This is a genomic window from Actinosynnema sp. NPDC050436 (assembly GCF_040655415.1).
Classification (GTDB): Bacteria; Actinomycetota; Actinomycetes; order Mycobacteriales; family Pseudonocardiaceae; genus Actinosynnema.
Genome location: NZ_JBFAJV010000009.1, coordinates 299,574 through 316,924, shown reverse-complemented (window position 1 = coordinate 316,924; position 17,351 = coordinate 299,574). Strand labels below are relative to the sequence as shown.

Genomic DNA, 17,351 nt, shown 5'->3' with positions numbered 1-17,351 from the left:
CCGTGGTCGACCACGAGCAGGACCACCTGATGCCGGAGATCGGCTCGGACGTGCCGGCGGACCTGACCTTCGAGCAGGCCGCCCAGGCGGTGAACGAGGTGTCGCCGGACGTCTTCTACCTGCGCGCCGCCGCGTTCGACCGGGCGGCCGAGGAGTTCCAGGACGTGCTGGACCGGATGCGCCGCCGGCTCAACGCGGTGCAGGACGTCTGGACGGGCCGGGGCTCGGACGAGTTCGACGCGCTCGCGCGGGAGGTGTCCGGCCGCGTCGCGGTCGTCTCGCAGTTCCTGCGCGGCCCCGGTTACGGCTCGGTCCTGCGCGGTGCCGGTGACGTGCTGGCCGCGCACCAGCAGCGGTTCCGCGACCTGGCCGCACGCCGGGCGCAGCGGGCGGGAGCGCCGCCGGGGCCGCCGCCCGAGGCGGGTGCCGGGCTGGAGGACGAGTCTGCCCGGCAGATCCTGCGCGACCTGCGCACCGCCTACCACGACGTCGGGAAGGCCATGGCACCGCTGCCGCACGCGGCACCGCAGGTCGTCGGGGCACCGGGCGTCGGCCGGGGGACGGAAGCGCCCGCCCCGCCGCTGTCGGCAGCGAGCGCGGTCCGGTACGAGGTGGCCCCGATGGCGGCCGTCGTGCCGGTGTCGGGTGCCGGCCGGTACCGGGCCGGCGGCGCGACCGGTGACGTCCTCGGCCGGCGCGCAGCGGTCGAGCAGCCTTCCGGGGCGGTGCGGTTCGAACGCGCGGAGACCGGGCACGTCTCGCAGGCGTCGGCCGCGCCCGTGCAGGAGGGCACGCAGCCGCGCGGGCGTTCCGCGCCGGAGCACTGCGGGGAGGTCGGGTACCCGGTGTCCCGGCTGGAGGGCGCGCACCCCGTGCCGGGCCGGGACCGGGCCACCCCGCCGTCGTCCCGCAAGGGCACGCCGCTGGACGGCGGCGTGCCCGCCACGGCGGGTGTGCTGGGCCGTCCGGAGAAGCGGCCGGAAGTCCCACGCGCGTCCGGGAAGTCGAAGCTGAAGGACCGGCGCGACAACGGTGACCCGGCTACGCCGCAGGTGGTCCAGCGGCCCGATACGGTGTCGACCGGTGCTGCGCCCGCTCCCGGCACGGTGACGACCGGCGCCCCCGGCACAGTGGTGGCCGGCGCTCCCGGCACGGCCGGCCCGCACGGCGCGGACCTGGTGGTGAAGGCGATAGCGACCGAACCCGCCGCCGTCGCGGGGGTCCCGACCGTCCCAGGAATTCCGACCGCCCCGGGAGCCGCCGCCGTCGCCGTGCCGGAACTTCCTGCCGTCGCCGGGGCTTCCGGCGTGCCGGCAGCCGCTGCCGACGCGGCACCCGCGCACTTCGCGGTGCCCGGCCACGGCGGGCAGTCGCCGGCGGTGTCCCCGCCGGAGCGCGGCACGCCGGCCGGGGTCCCGGAACCGCCGCTGACGAGCCGGACCGTCGACTCGTCGGCCGTACCGCCGGGCGGCTACCCGATGTCGCCGATGATGTTCGGGGGCGCGGCCGGTCAGGCACCCCAGCAGAACGCGCGCACCGCCGCCATGCCGACCGAGCCGCGACCCGAGTTCTGGGACTCGGCTGAGGACTCCGGCGTGCTGGGCGGGCGTCCGCCCGCACACCGCGCCCCCGCACCCGACCCGGTCGACGGGGACGCCGCGCTCGCCGACAAGTTGGCCGAACTCGACCGCCTGGTGGAACGGGGGAGATGACCGTGGTGGACTGGGATTTCAGCGGTGGCGACCCCGCCCGCGTCGCCGAGCGGGCGTGGGCGGACGTCGAGGCCGAGGCCCGGAAGTTGGGCGAGCTGGGCAAGTTCTGGGAGGAGGCGCGCACCACCGTGCGCGCCAAGGACCATTCGGTGGAGATGACCTTCGACGGGCGCGGCGAACTGGTCGACGTGGTCTTCCACGGCTCGAAGTACCGGGCGATGGCACCCGCGCAGTTGGCGGCCGTCCTCGTGGAGACCGCGCAGCGCGGGCGCGAGCGGGTCCAGGAGCGGATGGCCGAGCTGATGGGCACGCCCGCCCTGCCCACCATCGACCTGAGCGGGCTGGCCACCGGGAAGGTCACCCCGGACCAACTGGTCGAGTCGATCCTCGGGCCCGTGCTCGCGGCTTTCGACGAACCCGAGGCCGAGGACCCGCCGCGACCCGACGACCGGACCAAGGGGGACCGCGGCGATGGCTGACGACTTCTACCTCGACCCCGAGGGGTTCCGGGCGTTCACCCGGGAGCTGCGGGACGTCGGCGAAGACCTGGGCGAGGCGCAGCGGCAGCTCTCCGAGGTGCTGCTCCAGTACCGGGGCGCGTGGGGCAAGGACCAGATCGGCAAGGCGTTCCAGCAGAAGTACCTCCAGCCCGCCGACCAGTTGGAGGAGGGCTCCGGCCGGGCGGCGCGGGGGTTGGTCCAGTCGGCCGGGGACGCCCAGGGGCTGGCGAACGACCTGGCGGGCCTGGACGAGGACGCCGCCCGGTGGATGGACTCGCAGGTCGAGGTCGATTAGGTCGCGCACGGGACGGGCGCACGTCCGTTCCACGCGGTGAGCAGAAGGGTTTCGGCGGATGGGGGGCAGGAAAGGGGGCGACGACGTCGAGCCGGTGACCGGACCCGGCACCGCGAAGACCGTCGAGCTGCCGCCGGGGCTCCAGAAGTTCTTCAAGGTCATGCTCGGCATGACCTGGCCGGAGGGCAACGAGGCCGCTCTCAAGGCGATGTCCGTGGCGTGGCGGGACTTCGAGGCGGCGGCGGGCGACGCGGCGGACCGCGTCGAACCGCTGCTGCGCCGGCTGGACGACTCGATGCGCGGCGTGACGGCCGGGGCGATGGGCGACTACCTCCGCGACGTGAGCGGCAAGCTGCGCAAGGTCGAGGAGGCGGCGGGCGAGCTGGCGAAGATGTGCAAGACCGCCGCCGCCGACATCCAGAAGGGCAAGATCATGCTGGTCGTCATGGCCGCCGTGGTGTTCGCGACGGTCATGGCCCTGCTGCACTCGCTGTTCGGGGCGTTCGCGGCCCCGGGCGCGCTGGCGTTCGGCCGCACCATCCTGGTCCAGATCTGGCAGGCGATCGTCACCAAGCTGTCGCAGCTCACCTGGCAGCGGGCCGTGACCGGGCTCGCGCAGATCGGGTGGACCATCGCCAAGTACGCGGCGGCCGGTGCCGCGTTCATGGGCGGGCTGGACCTCGGCATCCAGACGTTCCAGAACGTGTTCGACGGCGCGGACGGCGTGAGCGGCCGGGACGGAATCGACTGGAACTCGGTCAAGGGCTCGGTCATCGGCGGCGCGATCGGCGGCGGGGCGTTCGGCCTGGCGCACGGCGTGACCAAGCTGGGCCTGGGCTCGCTGTCCAACAAGCTGAAGACCGACGCGCCGGGCTGGGTGCGCGGCCTCGGCCAGCTCGGCTACGCCACCACGCAGGTCGGCATGGTCGCCGGCAGCAACCCGCTGGTGAACCGCGCGACCGGAAACAACGACGAGGCGTGGGCCGGCATCCTCGGCGGCCTGGCCCCGTACAAGGGCAGCGGCGACACCTCGGCGAAGGTCGACGGCGCGATCGCCGACCTGGCCAAGGGCCTCGGTGGCAAGCTGGGCCTGAACCTGGACCTGCCGACGCCGGACGCGGGTTCCGGGTTCGGCTCGGAGAAGGTCCCGCTGCTCAAGGGGGACGAACAGGACGGCAGCGGCAAGGACCGCCACGACGGCGACTTCACCACAGACCCCGACAGCCGCTCGCTGTCGGACCCCGGTGAACGCTCGCCGGTCGACCCGGACAACGAGTCCTTCCGCGACCCGGACTTCGCCACGCAGTCACCGGTCCAACCGTGGACGCCGCTGGTGGTCCCCAGCCTCGGCGTCGACGGCCCCGGCACGGTGCCGAACGCCGGGTCACCGTGGGGCTTCACGAACCGGACCACGGACGGCACACGCCAGATCACCACCACCACACCGACCCCGCTGGGCAGCCTGTTCACCACACCGACGACCACACCAACCACCACACCAACCACCACCGCGCCGGCGACGACTGCGCCGAGCCGGACGGTGGGGGTGCCGCAGTCCGTCCCGATGGCCGAAACCACCCACTTCCTGGGCGGTAGGCCGGGCAGTCCCCTCACGTCGCGGATGGACAGCGCGGGGCACCCGGGCTTCGAACGCTCGCTGCTGGACACCCCGGTCCCGCACGTGGCGATCCCCGTCCCGGCAGCGACCCCGACGACCGTCCCGGCAGCGACCCCGACGACCGTCCCGGTGTCCAGCCCGACGACGAGCCCGGCGGTGGGTTCGTCGAGCACGCCGGCCACGCAGACCGGTGGGCCGTCGCGCGCCGAGGTTCCGGTGTTCCAGCGCACGGAGGTCCCGTCGCCGGTCCGGGACGTGCCCACCAGGTCCGTCACCCCCGGCGAAGCGGTCGCCACCACGGCGGAACCGACTGCCGGACACCGAGCATCGGCTCTCGAACTCCGCGACCCGACTCCCGAACACCACCAACCCGGGCCGGTGCACCAGAACCCCGGTCCGCTCGTCCCGCCGGACGGGTTCGTGCGCAAGGACCCCACCTGGGAGGCCCGCCGCGAGGGTGCCCCCGCCACCCGGTACGACAGCGAGCGGTTCGAGCCGTCCAGTCGGGAGGGCGGGTTGCGGACCGACGACGGCCGGGTCACCGGGAAGGTCACCCGGATCCGGTTCGACCAGCGCCACTTCGAGGTGGAGCCGGGGAAGTGGGTGCTGGAGTTCACCGTCCCGCTGGACCTCGTCTCGCCGGACCGCTCGGTCGACGCGCACGAGCGCCGCGCCCTGGCCGACGACGTGCAGCGGCAGTTGGACGAGCACTTCAACCACCGCCACCTGTGGACCGGGGACGGGCCGTTCCACGGCAGCCAGGTCCACTTCACGCTGTCCGCCGGCACGCCGGATTCCGTGGCGCGCGGCTGGGACAACGACCCGTCGCGCAACGCCCTGGTGGAGACCCGGAACTCCGGCAAGAGCGGAGGCCCGACGCCGACCGTGACCGCGAGCCCGAGACCGGCCACGACGTCCGACCCGACCACGCGCACGAACCAGGCGCAGTGGGACGTCGCGGACCCGGTCGAAGCCATGGTGCACGAGTTCTTCCACTACCTCGGCCTGTGGGAGGGCTACCACGACGACTCCCTGCTGTTCACCCGCTCCGAGGGGCGCGGCGGCATCATGGGGAGCCTCGACCCGGACCAGAAGTTCCTCACCCCGGAGCACCTCGACGTCATCGGTCGGGTGCGCGACAACGCGCTGCCCGTCGTCTCCCACGCGCTGGGCGATCCGGCCACCCCCGCCCGGCCCGTCGCCGAGCCGACGGGCGGACCGACCGCGAGCGTCTACGCGGACGGCCCCTACAACGCCCAGCACGCGCCGTCCGACGCGCCGGGCGGGCGCGGCCCCGGCAAGGTCAAGCGCAGGCTGAGCGAGGACGACCCACCCGCCTCCGCGCCGGTGAAGCTGCCGGGGAAGAGGGCGCGGCCGGAGCCGTTCCCGGTGCACCGCAACGCGGCCTTCGACGAGTTCGTCGCCGACTCCGGCCCGACCGTGACCGCCGCGAACTACCTCGACACCGTGACCAGGCTGGTGGAGGGCGGGCGGCCGATGGCCTTCGTGGTCAGCGCGATCCTCCCGTTCCGCGACCTGGGGCGGTTGCCGAAGGTGGTCGACGCGATCCTGGAGGGGGCGAAGGGCTTCACCGGCCGGGTGGGGTTCGTGCTGGGTGTCAACGCCCGCAGCGACCAGGAGGCCGAGTTGCGCGCGGCGCTGGACCGGGTGCCGGGGCTGATCGCCGGGATCGACGTGCCGGTGGCCACCGTGGGCATGACCTTCCCCGTACCCCGCAACCCCGGCAAGAACGCGAAACCGCCGTCGTTCCCGTACGGCACCATGCGCAACGACACGCTGTCGAGCCAGGCGACCCGGCAGCTCGCCGAGGCGTTCATCGCCAAGGACCTGCACCCCTACGTCTCCATCCAGGACTTCGACCTGGGCGGGCGCACGGTCCCGTCCGGCGGGCACGTGTTCAACCACTTCCAGGACAAGTACGACGGCGGGGTACCGGGGGACGACGCGCCACCCGTCCGACCGCTGCTGTTCGTCGGCGGCTACCGGTCCGAGGAGGGAGGGCAGGCGTTCGGCGACAAGGTGGCGGAGGACATGCGCGTGCGTGAGCGGCTGGCCGCGACGCACCCGCTGCTGCCGTACGGGCCCGAACCGACGCTGTTCTTCGACGCCATCCCGGTGCTGGCCGACGCGGGCAACCGCTTCGGCCAGACCGGCGGCGAGTACGTGGCGCTGTCCAAGAGGCTGAACGGCTGGTACGCCCGCGAGCTGCGGGAGTCGCACGTCCCCTTGGTCACCGAGTGGATCGGCGGGATGTCCCCGGAGGACCGCGCCGCGCTGAAGGCCCGGCTGGACGGGGAGCTGGCCAGGGTGCGCGCCGGGGAGCCGGCCGGGAACCCCGAGCTGCGCGGCGTCCTCGACGGCCTGCTGGGCGACGCCGCCAACGCCGTGCTCGGCGAACTCCGCGTGGAAGCCCTGCACCGCACCCACCCCGGCGGGGCCCGTGCCGACGTCGCCGACGCGGTGCGGGACGCGACGCGCCTGGCGAGTGACGGGTTGCGCGCCGCCGTCGCCCTGTCGCTGGAGGGCACGGCACCCGACGCCACCGGCCGCGACTCGCTGCTGGACCTGGCCCGGGGGGACCTCGTCGGACGCGGGATCACCGCCGACTTGTTGCTGGACCTGGCCGCCACCGTGCCGGATCCGCTGCCGGCGGAGGCGATGAACGGGCGGCACCCGGTGCGGGGCAAGGCGTTCGACGTCGACTACGTGGACGGGGCGGTCACCACCGACCTGAAGCGGCTGGCCGACCAGTTCAACCAGAGCTCCGCGACCGACCCCCGCAAACCGAAGCGGTTGCCGCAGACGCACGGCGACCTGGCCACGGTGATCAACCGCGTCTACGAGACCCGCAACGCCAAGACCGGCACGAGCTACAAGTCCTACCGCACCGAGTACCCGGACCGACCCTACGAAGAGCGGGAACCGCTGCGGCCCAACGCGAACCCGGGGCAGGCCGGCTGGCAGCCGCCCGATCCCGACCACGCGGCGTGGCTGGGTAACCAGGAGAGGAACGTGCTCAGCAAGGCCATCTCCTCGGCCGTTCCCGAGGAAGTCGTCCGGGGCCGGTCCCAGCACGAGGTGGCCGCCGCGATGGCCGCCCGGGAGGCGGAGCCGGTCGCGCGCACGCCCCGGCAGGACGGGGCGGTCGTGGCGGGCATCCCCCAGGAGCACCAGGTGCTCGCCGCGCACAACGTCGTCACCTCGCGGGACGACACGTGGCTGCACCGGCTGCTGGGCCTGCTCGCCGAGCAGACCGCCGAGGCGACCCCGGTCCAGGAGGGCAGCCTGCTCGACGCGGTCGCCCGCGTGGAGCACCGCGACGCGGCCGAGGTGCGCGCGACGGTGCTCGCCCAGGGGGTGGAGCTGACGTCGAGGGTCGCCGACCCCGTCGACTTCAGCCACCACCTCGCGCGGTGGCCCGCAGCCGACGGCCACCTGGTCAACGCGCTGACGGGGAACCGACCCCGTCCCGACGAGGGCTCGCGGGACGACCAGGCCACCAACGCGGTGCGGACCGCCGGCCGGTTCGTCGCCGGGGGCCTCGACGTGAACCTGGTGCTGCACCGGACCGGCGAGGACCCCGTCCGGCTGGAACCGTTCGACCGGACCGGTGCGCGGGACGTGCCGATCGCGGAGCGCGTCGACGCGGAGGGGCGGCACACGTACGGACCGCTCGGCACGATCGACCTGCCGATCCGGGGGATGCGCCCCGCGGTCACCCCGGCCCTCCCGCCGGGCGTGCCGGAACCCCACGCGCCCTCGCCGGTGCCGGTCGCCGACGTCCGCGAGCCGGCGGGTGCCGGCGGGCCGGACGGGCGGCGGGAGGAGGCGCTCACCCCCGAGGAGCGGCGCCTGCTGGACGACGCGCCCGCGCACCAGCGCGGCCGGGTGCGGCGCACACCCGGGGTGGAGGACGTGCAGCGCTCGGCGTTCGAGGTGCGGCGGATCGAGACGGCCGGCCGCCCGGTCACCGAGCTGACCGTGCGCGTCGCGTTCGACCTGGGCGGCGTGCCCGGCCCCGAGGCGGTCCGGGTGTGGGCTGCGCTGCAAACCGGTGTCGACGACTACTTCAACGCGCCGGAGCACGTGCTGCGCAACGGGGACCGGCTGGTGGTCCGGGTCCTGGAGGCCGGGCCCGGCACCCCCGTGCACCACGTGGTGGTGCTGGACCCGGACGCCCCGACGACCCAGACCTCCTGGCGGCCGGGCGAGCCGCCGGTGACCTACGCGCACGAGGTCGGGCACATGCTCGGCCTGCCCGACGAGTACGACCGGCTCGGCATCTCCGGCACCCTGATGGGCCGCAACACCACGGTCGGACCCGACGGCGTGCGGCCGATGTCCGACATGGTGCTGCCGACCCGGTCCCTGGACGTCCTGGCCCTGCACATCGGCGACGTGCCGCCGCACCGGGCCCCGGAGCCCGAGCACGCGGACCGGTCCGGGCCCGCAGGGCTGTCGCGGTTCGAGCAGAGCCGGCTCGAAGCGCGGATCGAGTACGCGGAGCGGTCGAAGGTCTTCGAACAGCGGCTGGGGCACTACCTGGCCCAGCACCCGGCGGTCACCGCCGAGGTCGACAAGGTCTACGCCGCCCTCTACCGGGGCATCCCGGCGCGCGACCGGGGCCTCCTGGGCGAGCACGACCCCCACCTGGCCGGGTCCGCCGGCGTCGGCACGGGGCACGGCGTCCGCGACAACGGCAACCTGCGCGAGAAGATGACGATGATCTGGTCGGCCGCGCGCGACGAGCGGCTCGCCGCCGCGTTCGGCGGTGTCGTCCCGCGCCACCCCGAGGTGCAGCTCGAACGCGGCGACCGCCGGGAGACCGAGGCGGAACGCGCCCTGGTCGAGGCGAGCCGCGCGGACGTGCCAGACGCCGATCGCCGGGCGCTGGTCGACGCGGCGGAGCGGCCCATGCGGATGGCGCAGGATCCCGAGGCGCTGCTTCCGCCGCTGAGCCACCGCGAGCGCGGGATCGGCGTGCGGGACGGCGGGCTCACCTGGCTGCCCGCCGAGAACCGGATGCACATGGTCGTCTCCGGCGACCTGCACCGGACCGCCGAGCACACCGGGGGTCTGGTGTCGACCGGGACGTCGGGGTCGGCGTACATGGTGATGACGTTCGTCCAGCGCGTCGCGGCCCGGACCGGGATCGAGGTGGACCCCGGCCTGATGCGCCTGGCCATGGCCGCCTACCTGCTGCCGGCCGGGCACCACTCGCTGCACGAGGTCCAGCGGGCGAACGCGCTGGCCGACCCCGGCTTCGAGTACGTGGACGACTGGGGGCGGCACCGGAGGCTCGACCCGCTCACCGAGGACGAGCTGCGGGCCGACGTGGCCGTCGACGGCCTGTTCCCGGACGAGCACGCCCTGGCGCTGGTCGAGTGGCCGCACCGGGAGATCGGGGTCGGCACCTGGGTCCACCCCGACCACCTGCCGGCGACCTCCCGCACGGGCGGGAGTACCTGGCGCGAGCTGATCCAGCGGCTCGACGACCTGGAGGACGTGTTCGTCGAGGCGGAAGAGGCCATCCGCGCCCGCGACGGCGTGCCGGACGCCCGGGACGACCTCTTCGTGGAGACGGCGGACCCCGAGTGGTGGGGCGGCGAGCCACCCCGGCCACCGCTGGAACCCATCGCCGAGGAAGCCGAGCCGGTCCCGACTCCCGAGCCCGCTCCGGTGCCGGAGGCCGTGCCCGTGCCCGACCGGCTGACCACGGTCCCGTTCGGCAAGGGGGAGCACGGGTTGTCCCCGCAGGCCGCGCGGGACGTCGAGCGGCTCGCGCGCGGGTTGTTCCACGAACTGCTGGCGCAGCACCGCGAAGGCGACCCGCTGACCCGCGTGGTCGTCATCGGGCACGGGAACGCCCTCCGGGGCGGGGACGGCACGGCCGCCGACCGGGCGAACGCCGTCCGCGACCTGATCCACGAGGTCCTGCGCGCCGAGTTCGACGCCCGCAACCGGCCCGGGGCCGACCTGCCCGACCTCCACCGGTACGAGATCGCCGTGTTCGCGCACGGCCGCTCGCACGACCCGACGACGACCGGGGCGACCCTCGCCGAGCGCCGGCGCGCGGTCGCGGTCCACCTGATGCCCACGCCTGGGTAGCGGCGGGTGTTCGTGAGGGGAAGTCCGGCGAAGTCGGCGGGTGACGGCGACGACCGGACGGGCGGCGCGCGGCTGGGCGATCGTGGGGGAGTGGACGGCCGGTGCGGTGCCGGGGACCGCCGAGGGAAGGGGTTGCCATGTCACTGCTGACCAGGGTCCGGGGGCTGGGCCGCGTCGGCTCGGGGAGGACCGAGGTGGGGCACGCGGTGCTCGTGCACGCGGCCGACGGCGGCACGGCGGAGGCCCGTGCGCTGGCCGCGTCGCTGCCCGCCGACCCGGAGCACGACCTGGTGGTGGCGGACCTGCCGCCGGGAGCGCCGGTCGAGGTGTGGGAGTCGTTCGCGTCCGCCCTGCCCAAGGGCCGCCGCCCGGTGCGGCTGGTGCCCGGCCGGCACCCGCGCGAGGTCGGTCCGCACGTCGCGCGGTGGCTGGCCGACCGGCTGGGCCGGGCGGTGCTGGCACCGTGCGGCCTGGTGCACCACGGTGTCACCGGCTCGTTGTTCGTCCACTCCGGTCCGAACAGCGGCTGGGTGTGGTTCCCGCCGGGCCGGCCGCCGGAGTGGGAGGCGAAGCGCTTCCCGCGCCCCGCCTGGGAGTCGCCCGCTTTCGCCGAGCCCCGGAAGGTCGGTGCCGGCACCGTCGCCGAACCGCTGCCCGCCGGCGTGTGGCTGCGGCCCGACGACGCGGACGACTCGTTCGCGGTCGGCCGCGCCGGCCTGACCAGGACGCTGCCGTGCCGGCCGGACGCGCTGGTCGTCGTGCTGGGCAGTCCGGGCGCGGCGGACCTCGACCCGGCGGAGGTCGCGGCGTTCTGCCACGGCCTGCCGCCGGAAGTCCTGGCCACGGCCTGGTTCGTGCCGTACGGCGGTGTGGCGCTGCCGCCGGGCGCGGTCCCCGGCCAGGCGCTGGCGGACCTGCTCGGCGCTGAGGTGCGGTGCAGCACCGGCCTGCCGGTCGCCTCGCCGGACGGGACGGAGGTCCACGCGCTGCGCCCGGACGGCACGCTCGGCCGCACGACGATCGCCCAGGGCTTCGCCCACCGCCCGCGTGGTGGCGCGGCCGAACCGCCGCCTCCCCGGCTGTGCGCCTACCAGCCGCCGGTCGCGGGCCTGGGCGAGATGGCGCCGGGCGTGTACTGGTACGCGCCGGACACCGTGATCGAGGTCGTCGCGGCCGGGCTGTGGGTGCGCCCCGCCGACACCACGGCCACCGCCGCAGCCGCCCGCACGGCCCCGCTCGACCCGGACCGCAACCTGGTGCTGTACGAAGCGCTCGACCCCGCGCACGCGGACCGCCTGCGGGTGCTGGCGCAGAGCCTGCTGGAACGCTTCGACCACGCGACCCTGCTCACCACCGCCCTGATGCCCACCACGGCACTGCCCACCCCGCCACGGCCTCGTGCGGAACCGCTTGAGCCGACGGCGGGCGCGGCACCGGCCGATCCGGCGCAGGCCGGGCGTCCGGTGAGCCGCCCGGCGGCGGAAAGCCCTGCGGGGCAGGGGGAAGCGGCGGAGACCTCGCTGCCGCTGCTCTCGCGGATGATGGAGACCGTGACGACGCGCATCCCCGGTTCGGGGCACCCGCGAGGGTCCGGCGATGACCGGTCCCGCTGACGGGCACCCGTCCCGCGAAGACCCGTCCCGCGAGCGCCCGTCATCGGAGGACTTGCCGGAAGGGGTGCTGCGGCAAGGGGTTCTGCTCCTGCTGATCGACTCGGCGTGGACGCCCACCGACGCCGTCCCCGACCCGCCGCCGGCAGCGGTCGTCGGGGGGTGGCCCGTGCTCCCGGACGGGTCCCGGGGGCGGTTCGAGCCGAACCCGGGGCACCGACCGTCCACACCGGACTCCCCGCTCGACCCCGTGGACGCCGTGCTGGGCCTGCTGGCGCGCGGCGAGGTCGGTGCCGACGTGCTGACCGCCGCGCTGCGGGACGTGGTGCTCGGCGTCGCGGTGGACGAGCGGGGTGCCGCCGTCGTGCGGCCCGCGCCCGACGACGTGCCCTCGGTCCTGGTGACGACCTCCCCGGGGCACCGCCGGCGGGTGCGTGCCGCCGGGTGGCGGGACGTCGTGCTGGAGCAGTTGGCTGCGGCGCTGCCCGACCGGGGCGTTGACGTCCTGCTCAACCCCGGCGCACCGATGTCGCTGCGGTTGCCGGCGGACACGGTCCGCGAGGTCGCGCGCGGCTGAGCGGTCCGTCCAGCGGACCGGGTCAGCCGACCGGGGCCATCAAGCCCGTCAGCCGGGTCGGGCCGGCGAACGGGGCCGGCCAGGCGACGGTCACCGGGTCGCCCTTGGTCCCCTTGACCGGCAGGGTGAAGCGCACTGCCGCGACGGGCAGGCCGGGCGTACCGGCGGGTGCCGTGGTGACGTAGACGACCGCCTCCAGCCCCTCGGCGACCGCAACCTCCGGCGTCTCGGGGGCGTATGCCTCACCCAGGCCGACGTCGAGCGGCGTCCCGTCCTGGGCCAGGAAGGCGACCTCGCCGAGCGCGCCGCCGACCGAGCAGGCCACGCCGCGCCGTGCGGCGAACCGGATGACGAACACCCGCCCCTGCGCGACGGGCGCGACACCCTCGTCCGCGCTGATGGCCAGCTCTCCCGCCCGGCACCAGCCCTGCGCCGGCACGTCCGCGCTCGACGGCGTGGTGGCGGTCGACGCCGGGGTCGACACCGGCGTCGACGCGGTGCCCGGCGTCGTGACGGGCGGTGCCGCCGGGGGAGCGGTGACCTGGCCGCTGCGCTGGGGCGCGGCGACGGGCGACCCGCTCAGCGACACCGGGGTGCCGCAGGCGGTGAGGGCGAGCGCGGTGCAGGACAGCGCGGCCAACGCCGCCCTCGCGTCCCGGTGCCGAACGGGTGCCATCGTGTCCTCCGAAGTGTTCCGGGGCCGTGTTCCCGGCCGTGTGCGGTACTCCAGTGGACGCGATCGGCCGGCCGGGGTGCGCCGTCGTCGGGCGACCGAAGCCGAACGGGCAACCGCGCTGCCCCTCGACGCCTCGGCCGCGCGAGCACGTGCGTGACACGATCCGGTGTGGCGGCCGACCGGCCGCCCTCCCGCCGGGAGGAGGTGTGCCACGGCGTCGGGTCAGCGGGCGGCGTCGAGGTCGCGGAGTTGGTGCCGGACGCGGTCGGAGTCGGCGTCGCTGCCCTGGTCCCGGTAGAGCGCCAGCGCTTCCTGCCACGCGGTGCGGGCCTGGTCGGCGTGGCCGAGGGCGAGCAGCGGGTGGCCGAGGTTGTCGAGGGTGTTGGCGGCTTCCCGGGTGTTGCCGCGGTCGCGGAAGAGGGTGAGGGCTTGCCGGTAGTTGCGGACGGCCTCCCCGTGGTGGCCGGTGTGGTGGTCGATCCAGCCGAGGCTGTCCAGGGCGGCGGCCTCGCCGTCGAGGTCCTGTTCCTCGCGCAGCGCGGTGAGGGCGGCCCGGCAGTGGGTGCGGGCGGTGTCGAAGTCGCCCGTGCGGCCCGCGTACCAGGCGACCGTGGTGAGCGCGGTGGACTCCGACACCGGGGGCTCGACCCGGCGGTAGAGGTCGAGGGCGAGCAGGGCGTGTTCGAGGGCGCGGTGGTCGTCGCCGCGTTGTTCCCAGGCGCGGGCGAGTGCGCGGGTGGTGTTGGCGCGGTGGAGGGTGTGGTCGTGGTGCTCGGCGAGGGCGAGTGCCTGGTGCAGGTGGGCGATGGCCTCGTCGTGCTGCCCCAGGTCGGCGTGGGCGCCGCCGAGGTACCCGTGGGCGCGGATGTGGGTGGCGGGGTCGGGCAGGTGGGCCGCCGACGCCAGGGCGACCTGCCACACGGCCACGTCGTCGTGCAGCCGCCCCCGTCGGTGGTGGTAGGTGAACAGACCTCGGGCCAGGTCGCACACGGTCTGGTGCCGCCCGAGGCCGGCGGCGGTGTGCTGGGCGGCGAGCACGTGCGGGTGGTGGGTGTCGAGCCACTCCAGCGCGGCCGGCAGGTCGGGCATCGGCTGCGGGCGGGTGCCGGGTGCGGGCGGGTCGAGTTCCATCGGCGCACCGTGGGCGGTGAGGAGGAGGGTCGCGGCGCGGCAGGTGTGCAGGTGGAAGTCGACCACGCGGTCGAGCGCGGCGCGGCGGTCGGCGTCGGGCAGGGTGTCGGCGGTCGTGGCGGCGTAGGCGCGGACGAGGTCGTGCATGGCGTACCGGCCGCCGGGTCTGCGGTCCAGCAGCGAGTGCTGTTCCAACGTGCGCAGGACGCGCCGCGCGTCCACTTCGGACAGACCGGTGAGCGAGGCGGCGGCGGCCAGGTCGACGTCGGGCCCGGGTGCGATGCCGATCAGGGCGAACGCGGTGCGCTGCTGCTCGGTGAGCCTGCGCAACGACCAGGACAGGACGGCGGGCAGGCTGGCGGCGAGGTCGTCGGTGTCGTCCAACGCGTCCAGGCCGGAGTCGCGCAGCTCGGCCACGACCTCGGCGGGCGTCGAGTGGTGCAGCCGCGCGGCGATCAGGCCCAGCGCCAGCGGGAACCCGCCGCACAGTGCGACCAGTTCGGCTATCGCCGGGTCGTCGTCGGCGGTGGTGCCCGGCGCGGCGCGGAGCAGGGCGCGGGACTCGGCGTCGGTGAGCGCCTCCAGCGCCAGCGGGCGAGCTCCGTGCCGGGTGACCAGGGCGGCCAGCCGGTTGCGGCTGGTGACCAGGACGGCGCAGGTCGGGGCACCGGGCAGCAGCGGGACGACCTGGTCGGCGGTGGCCGCGTTGTCCAGCACCACCAGCACCTGTTTGCCGGCGACCAGGCTGCGGTAGAGGCCGGCGCGGGCGTCGAGGTCGGCCGGGACGCGCTCGGCCGGGACGTCGAGCGCGTCGAGGAGCCCGCGCAGCGCGTCGGCGGGTGCGGTCGGGCGGTCGGTCGGGCTGAAGCCGTGCAGGTCCACGAAGAGCTGCCCGTCCGGGAACCGCTCCAGGTTGCGGTGCGCCCACGCCAAGGCCAGCCACGTCTTGCCGATCCCGCCCGCCCCCGACAACGCCGAGATCACCACCGCCGCGCCGGGCGTCGCACCGTCCACGGCCGCGGTCAGCGCGGCCAGCTCGTCGGCCCGGCCGGTGAACGACCTGGGTGCGGCCGGCAGTTGGTGGGGCACCACCCGACCGGGGCCGGCCGGCGCGGGGTCGCCTCCGGTGAGCTGCCGGTGCAGGTCCTGCAACCGGGGGCCGGGGTCGGCGCCCAGCTCGTCGACGAGCCTGTCGCGCACCAGTCGGTAGTGCTCCAGCGCGTCCGCCCGGCGGCCGGCCCGGTGCAGGGCCAGGACGAGCTGGGCGGCGGCCCGCTCGTCCAGCGGGTGGTCCCGGGCGCGGTCCACCAGGTCGGGCAGCAGCTCGGCGTGCCGGCCCCGGCGCAGCGCGACGTCGGCGTGGTCCAGCTCGGCGGCCAGCCGCTCCGGGCCCAGGGCGGCGCGCAGGTCCCGGGCCCACGGCGTGGGCAGGTCGGCCACCGGCTCGCCCCGCCACAGCGCGAGGGCCTCCTCGAACAGCGCCCCGGCCCGCAGGTCGTCCGCCGTGCGGGCCGCGCCGACCAGCTCGCGGAACCGGTGCAGGTCGACGGACCGCTCGTCCACGGTGAGCCGGTAGCTGCCCGGACGGCGCTCCAGCCGCACCTCCCCGCTCCCGGCCAGCGCCGCGCGCAGCCCGGAGACGTAGGTGTGCAGCGAGTTCCTCGCCCGGGGCGGGACCGGGTCGCCCCACACGCACGCCAGCAGCCGGTCCACCGGCACCAGCCGGTTGGCCTCGACCGCCAGCACCGCCAGCACCCCGCGCTGCTTGGCCGAACCCAGGTTCACCGGCGTTCCGCCGACCTCCGCCCCGACGCCGCCCAACAAGCGCACCCGCACCACGTCCGCCCCCTCGCGCCCGAGCCTGCTGTACCGGGTCGGGATATCAGAGGGCGACGGACAGTGACAAGGCATCCGTCCGCGTTCGCGCGAACGGCGCAATCACACGGCCACAACGCGTAAACCGCTCACTTAATCGGCACCTTGGGTGACGCCCGCCCGCCCCGGTCGCCCACCACCTCCCACCTGCGGCGGCGCGGCTGCTTTGAGACCGGTTTGAGCGGACGTGAAGCGGCACCTCGCACACTCGGAACCCGAGTCGAGAGTGTGGGAGGCAGCGGTGGAGCAGCGAGTGCGGACCGTCGTCCAGGCCACGGACCAGTTGAGCGCGGCGGGCCTGACCGGGTTCCTCGGCGGTCGCGCCGAGATCGCGCTGGTCGGTGCGGGGCGGTGGGTCGACGCGGAGGTCGCGGTGGTGGCGGTCGCCGGTTTGACCGGCGAGGTCGCGGCGCAGCTGCGCCGGCGCGCGGAGCGGGCGCGCATCCCGGTGGTGCTGGTGCTCGACGAAGTCGGCGAGGCGGACGTGCCGACCGCCGTCGAGTGCGGCGTGGTGGCCATCCTGCCGCGCGCCGGCCTCACCGGGGAGGGGCTGCTCACCAGCGTGCTGACCGCCGCGTCGGGCCGGGGCGTCGTCGCGCCCACCATGGTGGCCGACCTGCTCGGCCACGTGCGCCGGCTGCGCCGCCAACTCGTCGCGCCCGAGTCCGAGCGCACCACGCTGACCAGCCGCGAGGTCGAGGTGCTGCGGCTGATGGCGGACGGGCTGGACACCGCCGAGATCGCCACCACGCTGAGCTACTCGGAGCGCACGATCAAGAACGTGTTCTACCGGATGACGACCCGGCTCGACCTGCGCAACCGGCCGCACGCGGTCGCCTACGCCCTGCGGAACGGAGTGATCTGACCATGGACGTGCCCGAGGTGGACCGGACCCGGCCGGCGGCGTGGGTCATGTCGGACGACGGGGTGATCGGGGCCCCGCGACCGGACGAGGACGACACCTGCCGGTGCGTCCGGGAGAGGGGTGCCCGGCGGTCCCCGTTCCGGGTCCCGGTGTGCGACGCCCGCCCCTCGCGGCGGTGACACCACACCCGCCGGCAGGCGCTCCGACCTGCGGCGGGAACGGGACGTAGACTCCGGCGGCCACCCCGCCGGCAGGTGCTCCGACAGGCCCGGCACCGGGTCGGGAAACTTTTCGCAAGTTTTTCCGGCGGCGATGTCGAGAACCGCGTGGCGTGCTCCGACTGGGGGACGAGAGCACGCCACG

General features: G+C 75.3%; 10 protein-coding genes. 8 read left to right on the top strand and 2 right to left on the bottom strand.

The window, feature by feature from the left end:
* Window positions 1–2: 2 nt before the first annotated feature.
* The 6 genes from AB0I60_RS23085 (at window position 3) to AB0I60_RS23060 (ending at window position 12,441) form a co-directional block, all read left to right on the top strand.
* On the top strand, window positions 3–1,712 hold the full coding sequence (locus tag AB0I60_RS23085; RefSeq protein ID WP_360732813.1) for a WXG100 family type VII secretion target: 1,710 nt from the start codon (window positions 3–5) through the stop codon (window positions 1,710–1,712).
* A gap of 2 nt (window positions 1,713–1,714) precedes the next feature.
* Entirely contained in the window at window positions 1,715–2,191 is a 477-nt protein-coding gene (locus AB0I60_RS23080; protein WP_360732811.1) for a YbaB/EbfC family nucleoid-associated protein, read from the top strand.
* Window positions 2,184–2,507, top strand: a complete 324-nt coding sequence (locus tag AB0I60_RS23075) for a hypothetical protein (RefSeq protein ID WP_360732809.1) — start codon at window positions 2,184–2,186, stop codon at window positions 2,505–2,507. Before AB0I60_RS23080 ends, AB0I60_RS23075 begins: the two co-directional genes overlap by 8 nt.
* Window positions 2,508–2,565: 58 nt before the next feature.
* Complete coding sequence (locus tag AB0I60_RS23070; RefSeq protein ID WP_360732807.1) at window positions 2,566–10,254, top strand: hypothetical protein; 7,689 nt, start codon at window positions 2,566–2,568, stop codon at window positions 10,252–10,254.
* A gap of 137 nt (window positions 10,255–10,391) precedes the next feature.
* On the top strand, window positions 10,392–11,867 hold the full coding sequence (locus AB0I60_RS23065) for a hypothetical protein (protein ID WP_360732805.1): 1,476 nt from the start codon (window positions 10,392–10,394) through the stop codon (window positions 11,865–11,867).
* On the top strand, window positions 11,851–12,441 hold the full coding sequence (locus tag AB0I60_RS23060) for a type VII secretion system-associated protein (RefSeq protein ID WP_360732804.1): 591 nt from the start codon (window positions 11,851–11,853) through the stop codon (window positions 12,439–12,441). The genes AB0I60_RS23065 and AB0I60_RS23060 overlap by 17 nt, the downstream gene beginning before the upstream one ends.
* 22 nt (window positions 12,442–12,463) lie before the next feature.
* On the opposite strand, the gene AB0I60_RS23055 is transcribed toward AB0I60_RS23060, so the two are convergent.
* Both AB0I60_RS23055 and AB0I60_RS23050 read right to left on the bottom strand, forming a co-directional pair.
* Window positions 12,464–13,117, bottom strand: coding sequence for a hypothetical protein (locus AB0I60_RS23055; protein WP_360732802.1), 654 nt, complete (start codon window positions 13,115–13,117; stop codon window positions 12,464–12,466).
* Between the two features lie 222 nt (window positions 13,118–13,339).
* Window positions 13,340–16,087, bottom strand: coding sequence for a BTAD domain-containing putative transcriptional regulator (locus AB0I60_RS23050; protein WP_360732800.1), 2,748 nt, complete (start codon window positions 16,085–16,087; stop codon window positions 13,340–13,342).
* A 277-nt stretch (window positions 16,088–16,364) separates the two neighbouring features.
* Between AB0I60_RS23050 and AB0I60_RS23045 the strand changes: the two genes are divergently transcribed.
* Together AB0I60_RS23045 and AB0I60_RS23040 are read left to right on the top strand one after the other, a co-directional pair.
* Window positions 16,365–16,988, top strand: a complete 624-nt coding sequence (locus AB0I60_RS23045; RefSeq protein WP_360732799.1) for a response regulator transcription factor — start codon at window positions 16,365–16,367, stop codon at window positions 16,986–16,988.
* Between the two features lie 2 nt (window positions 16,989–16,990).
* Window positions 16,991–17,167 (top strand): hypothetical protein, encoded by a 177-nt coding sequence (locus AB0I60_RS23040; protein WP_360732797.1) that lies wholly within the window; start codon window positions 16,991–16,993, stop codon window positions 17,165–17,167.
* The last annotated feature ends 184 nt before the right edge of the window (window positions 17,168–17,351 follow it).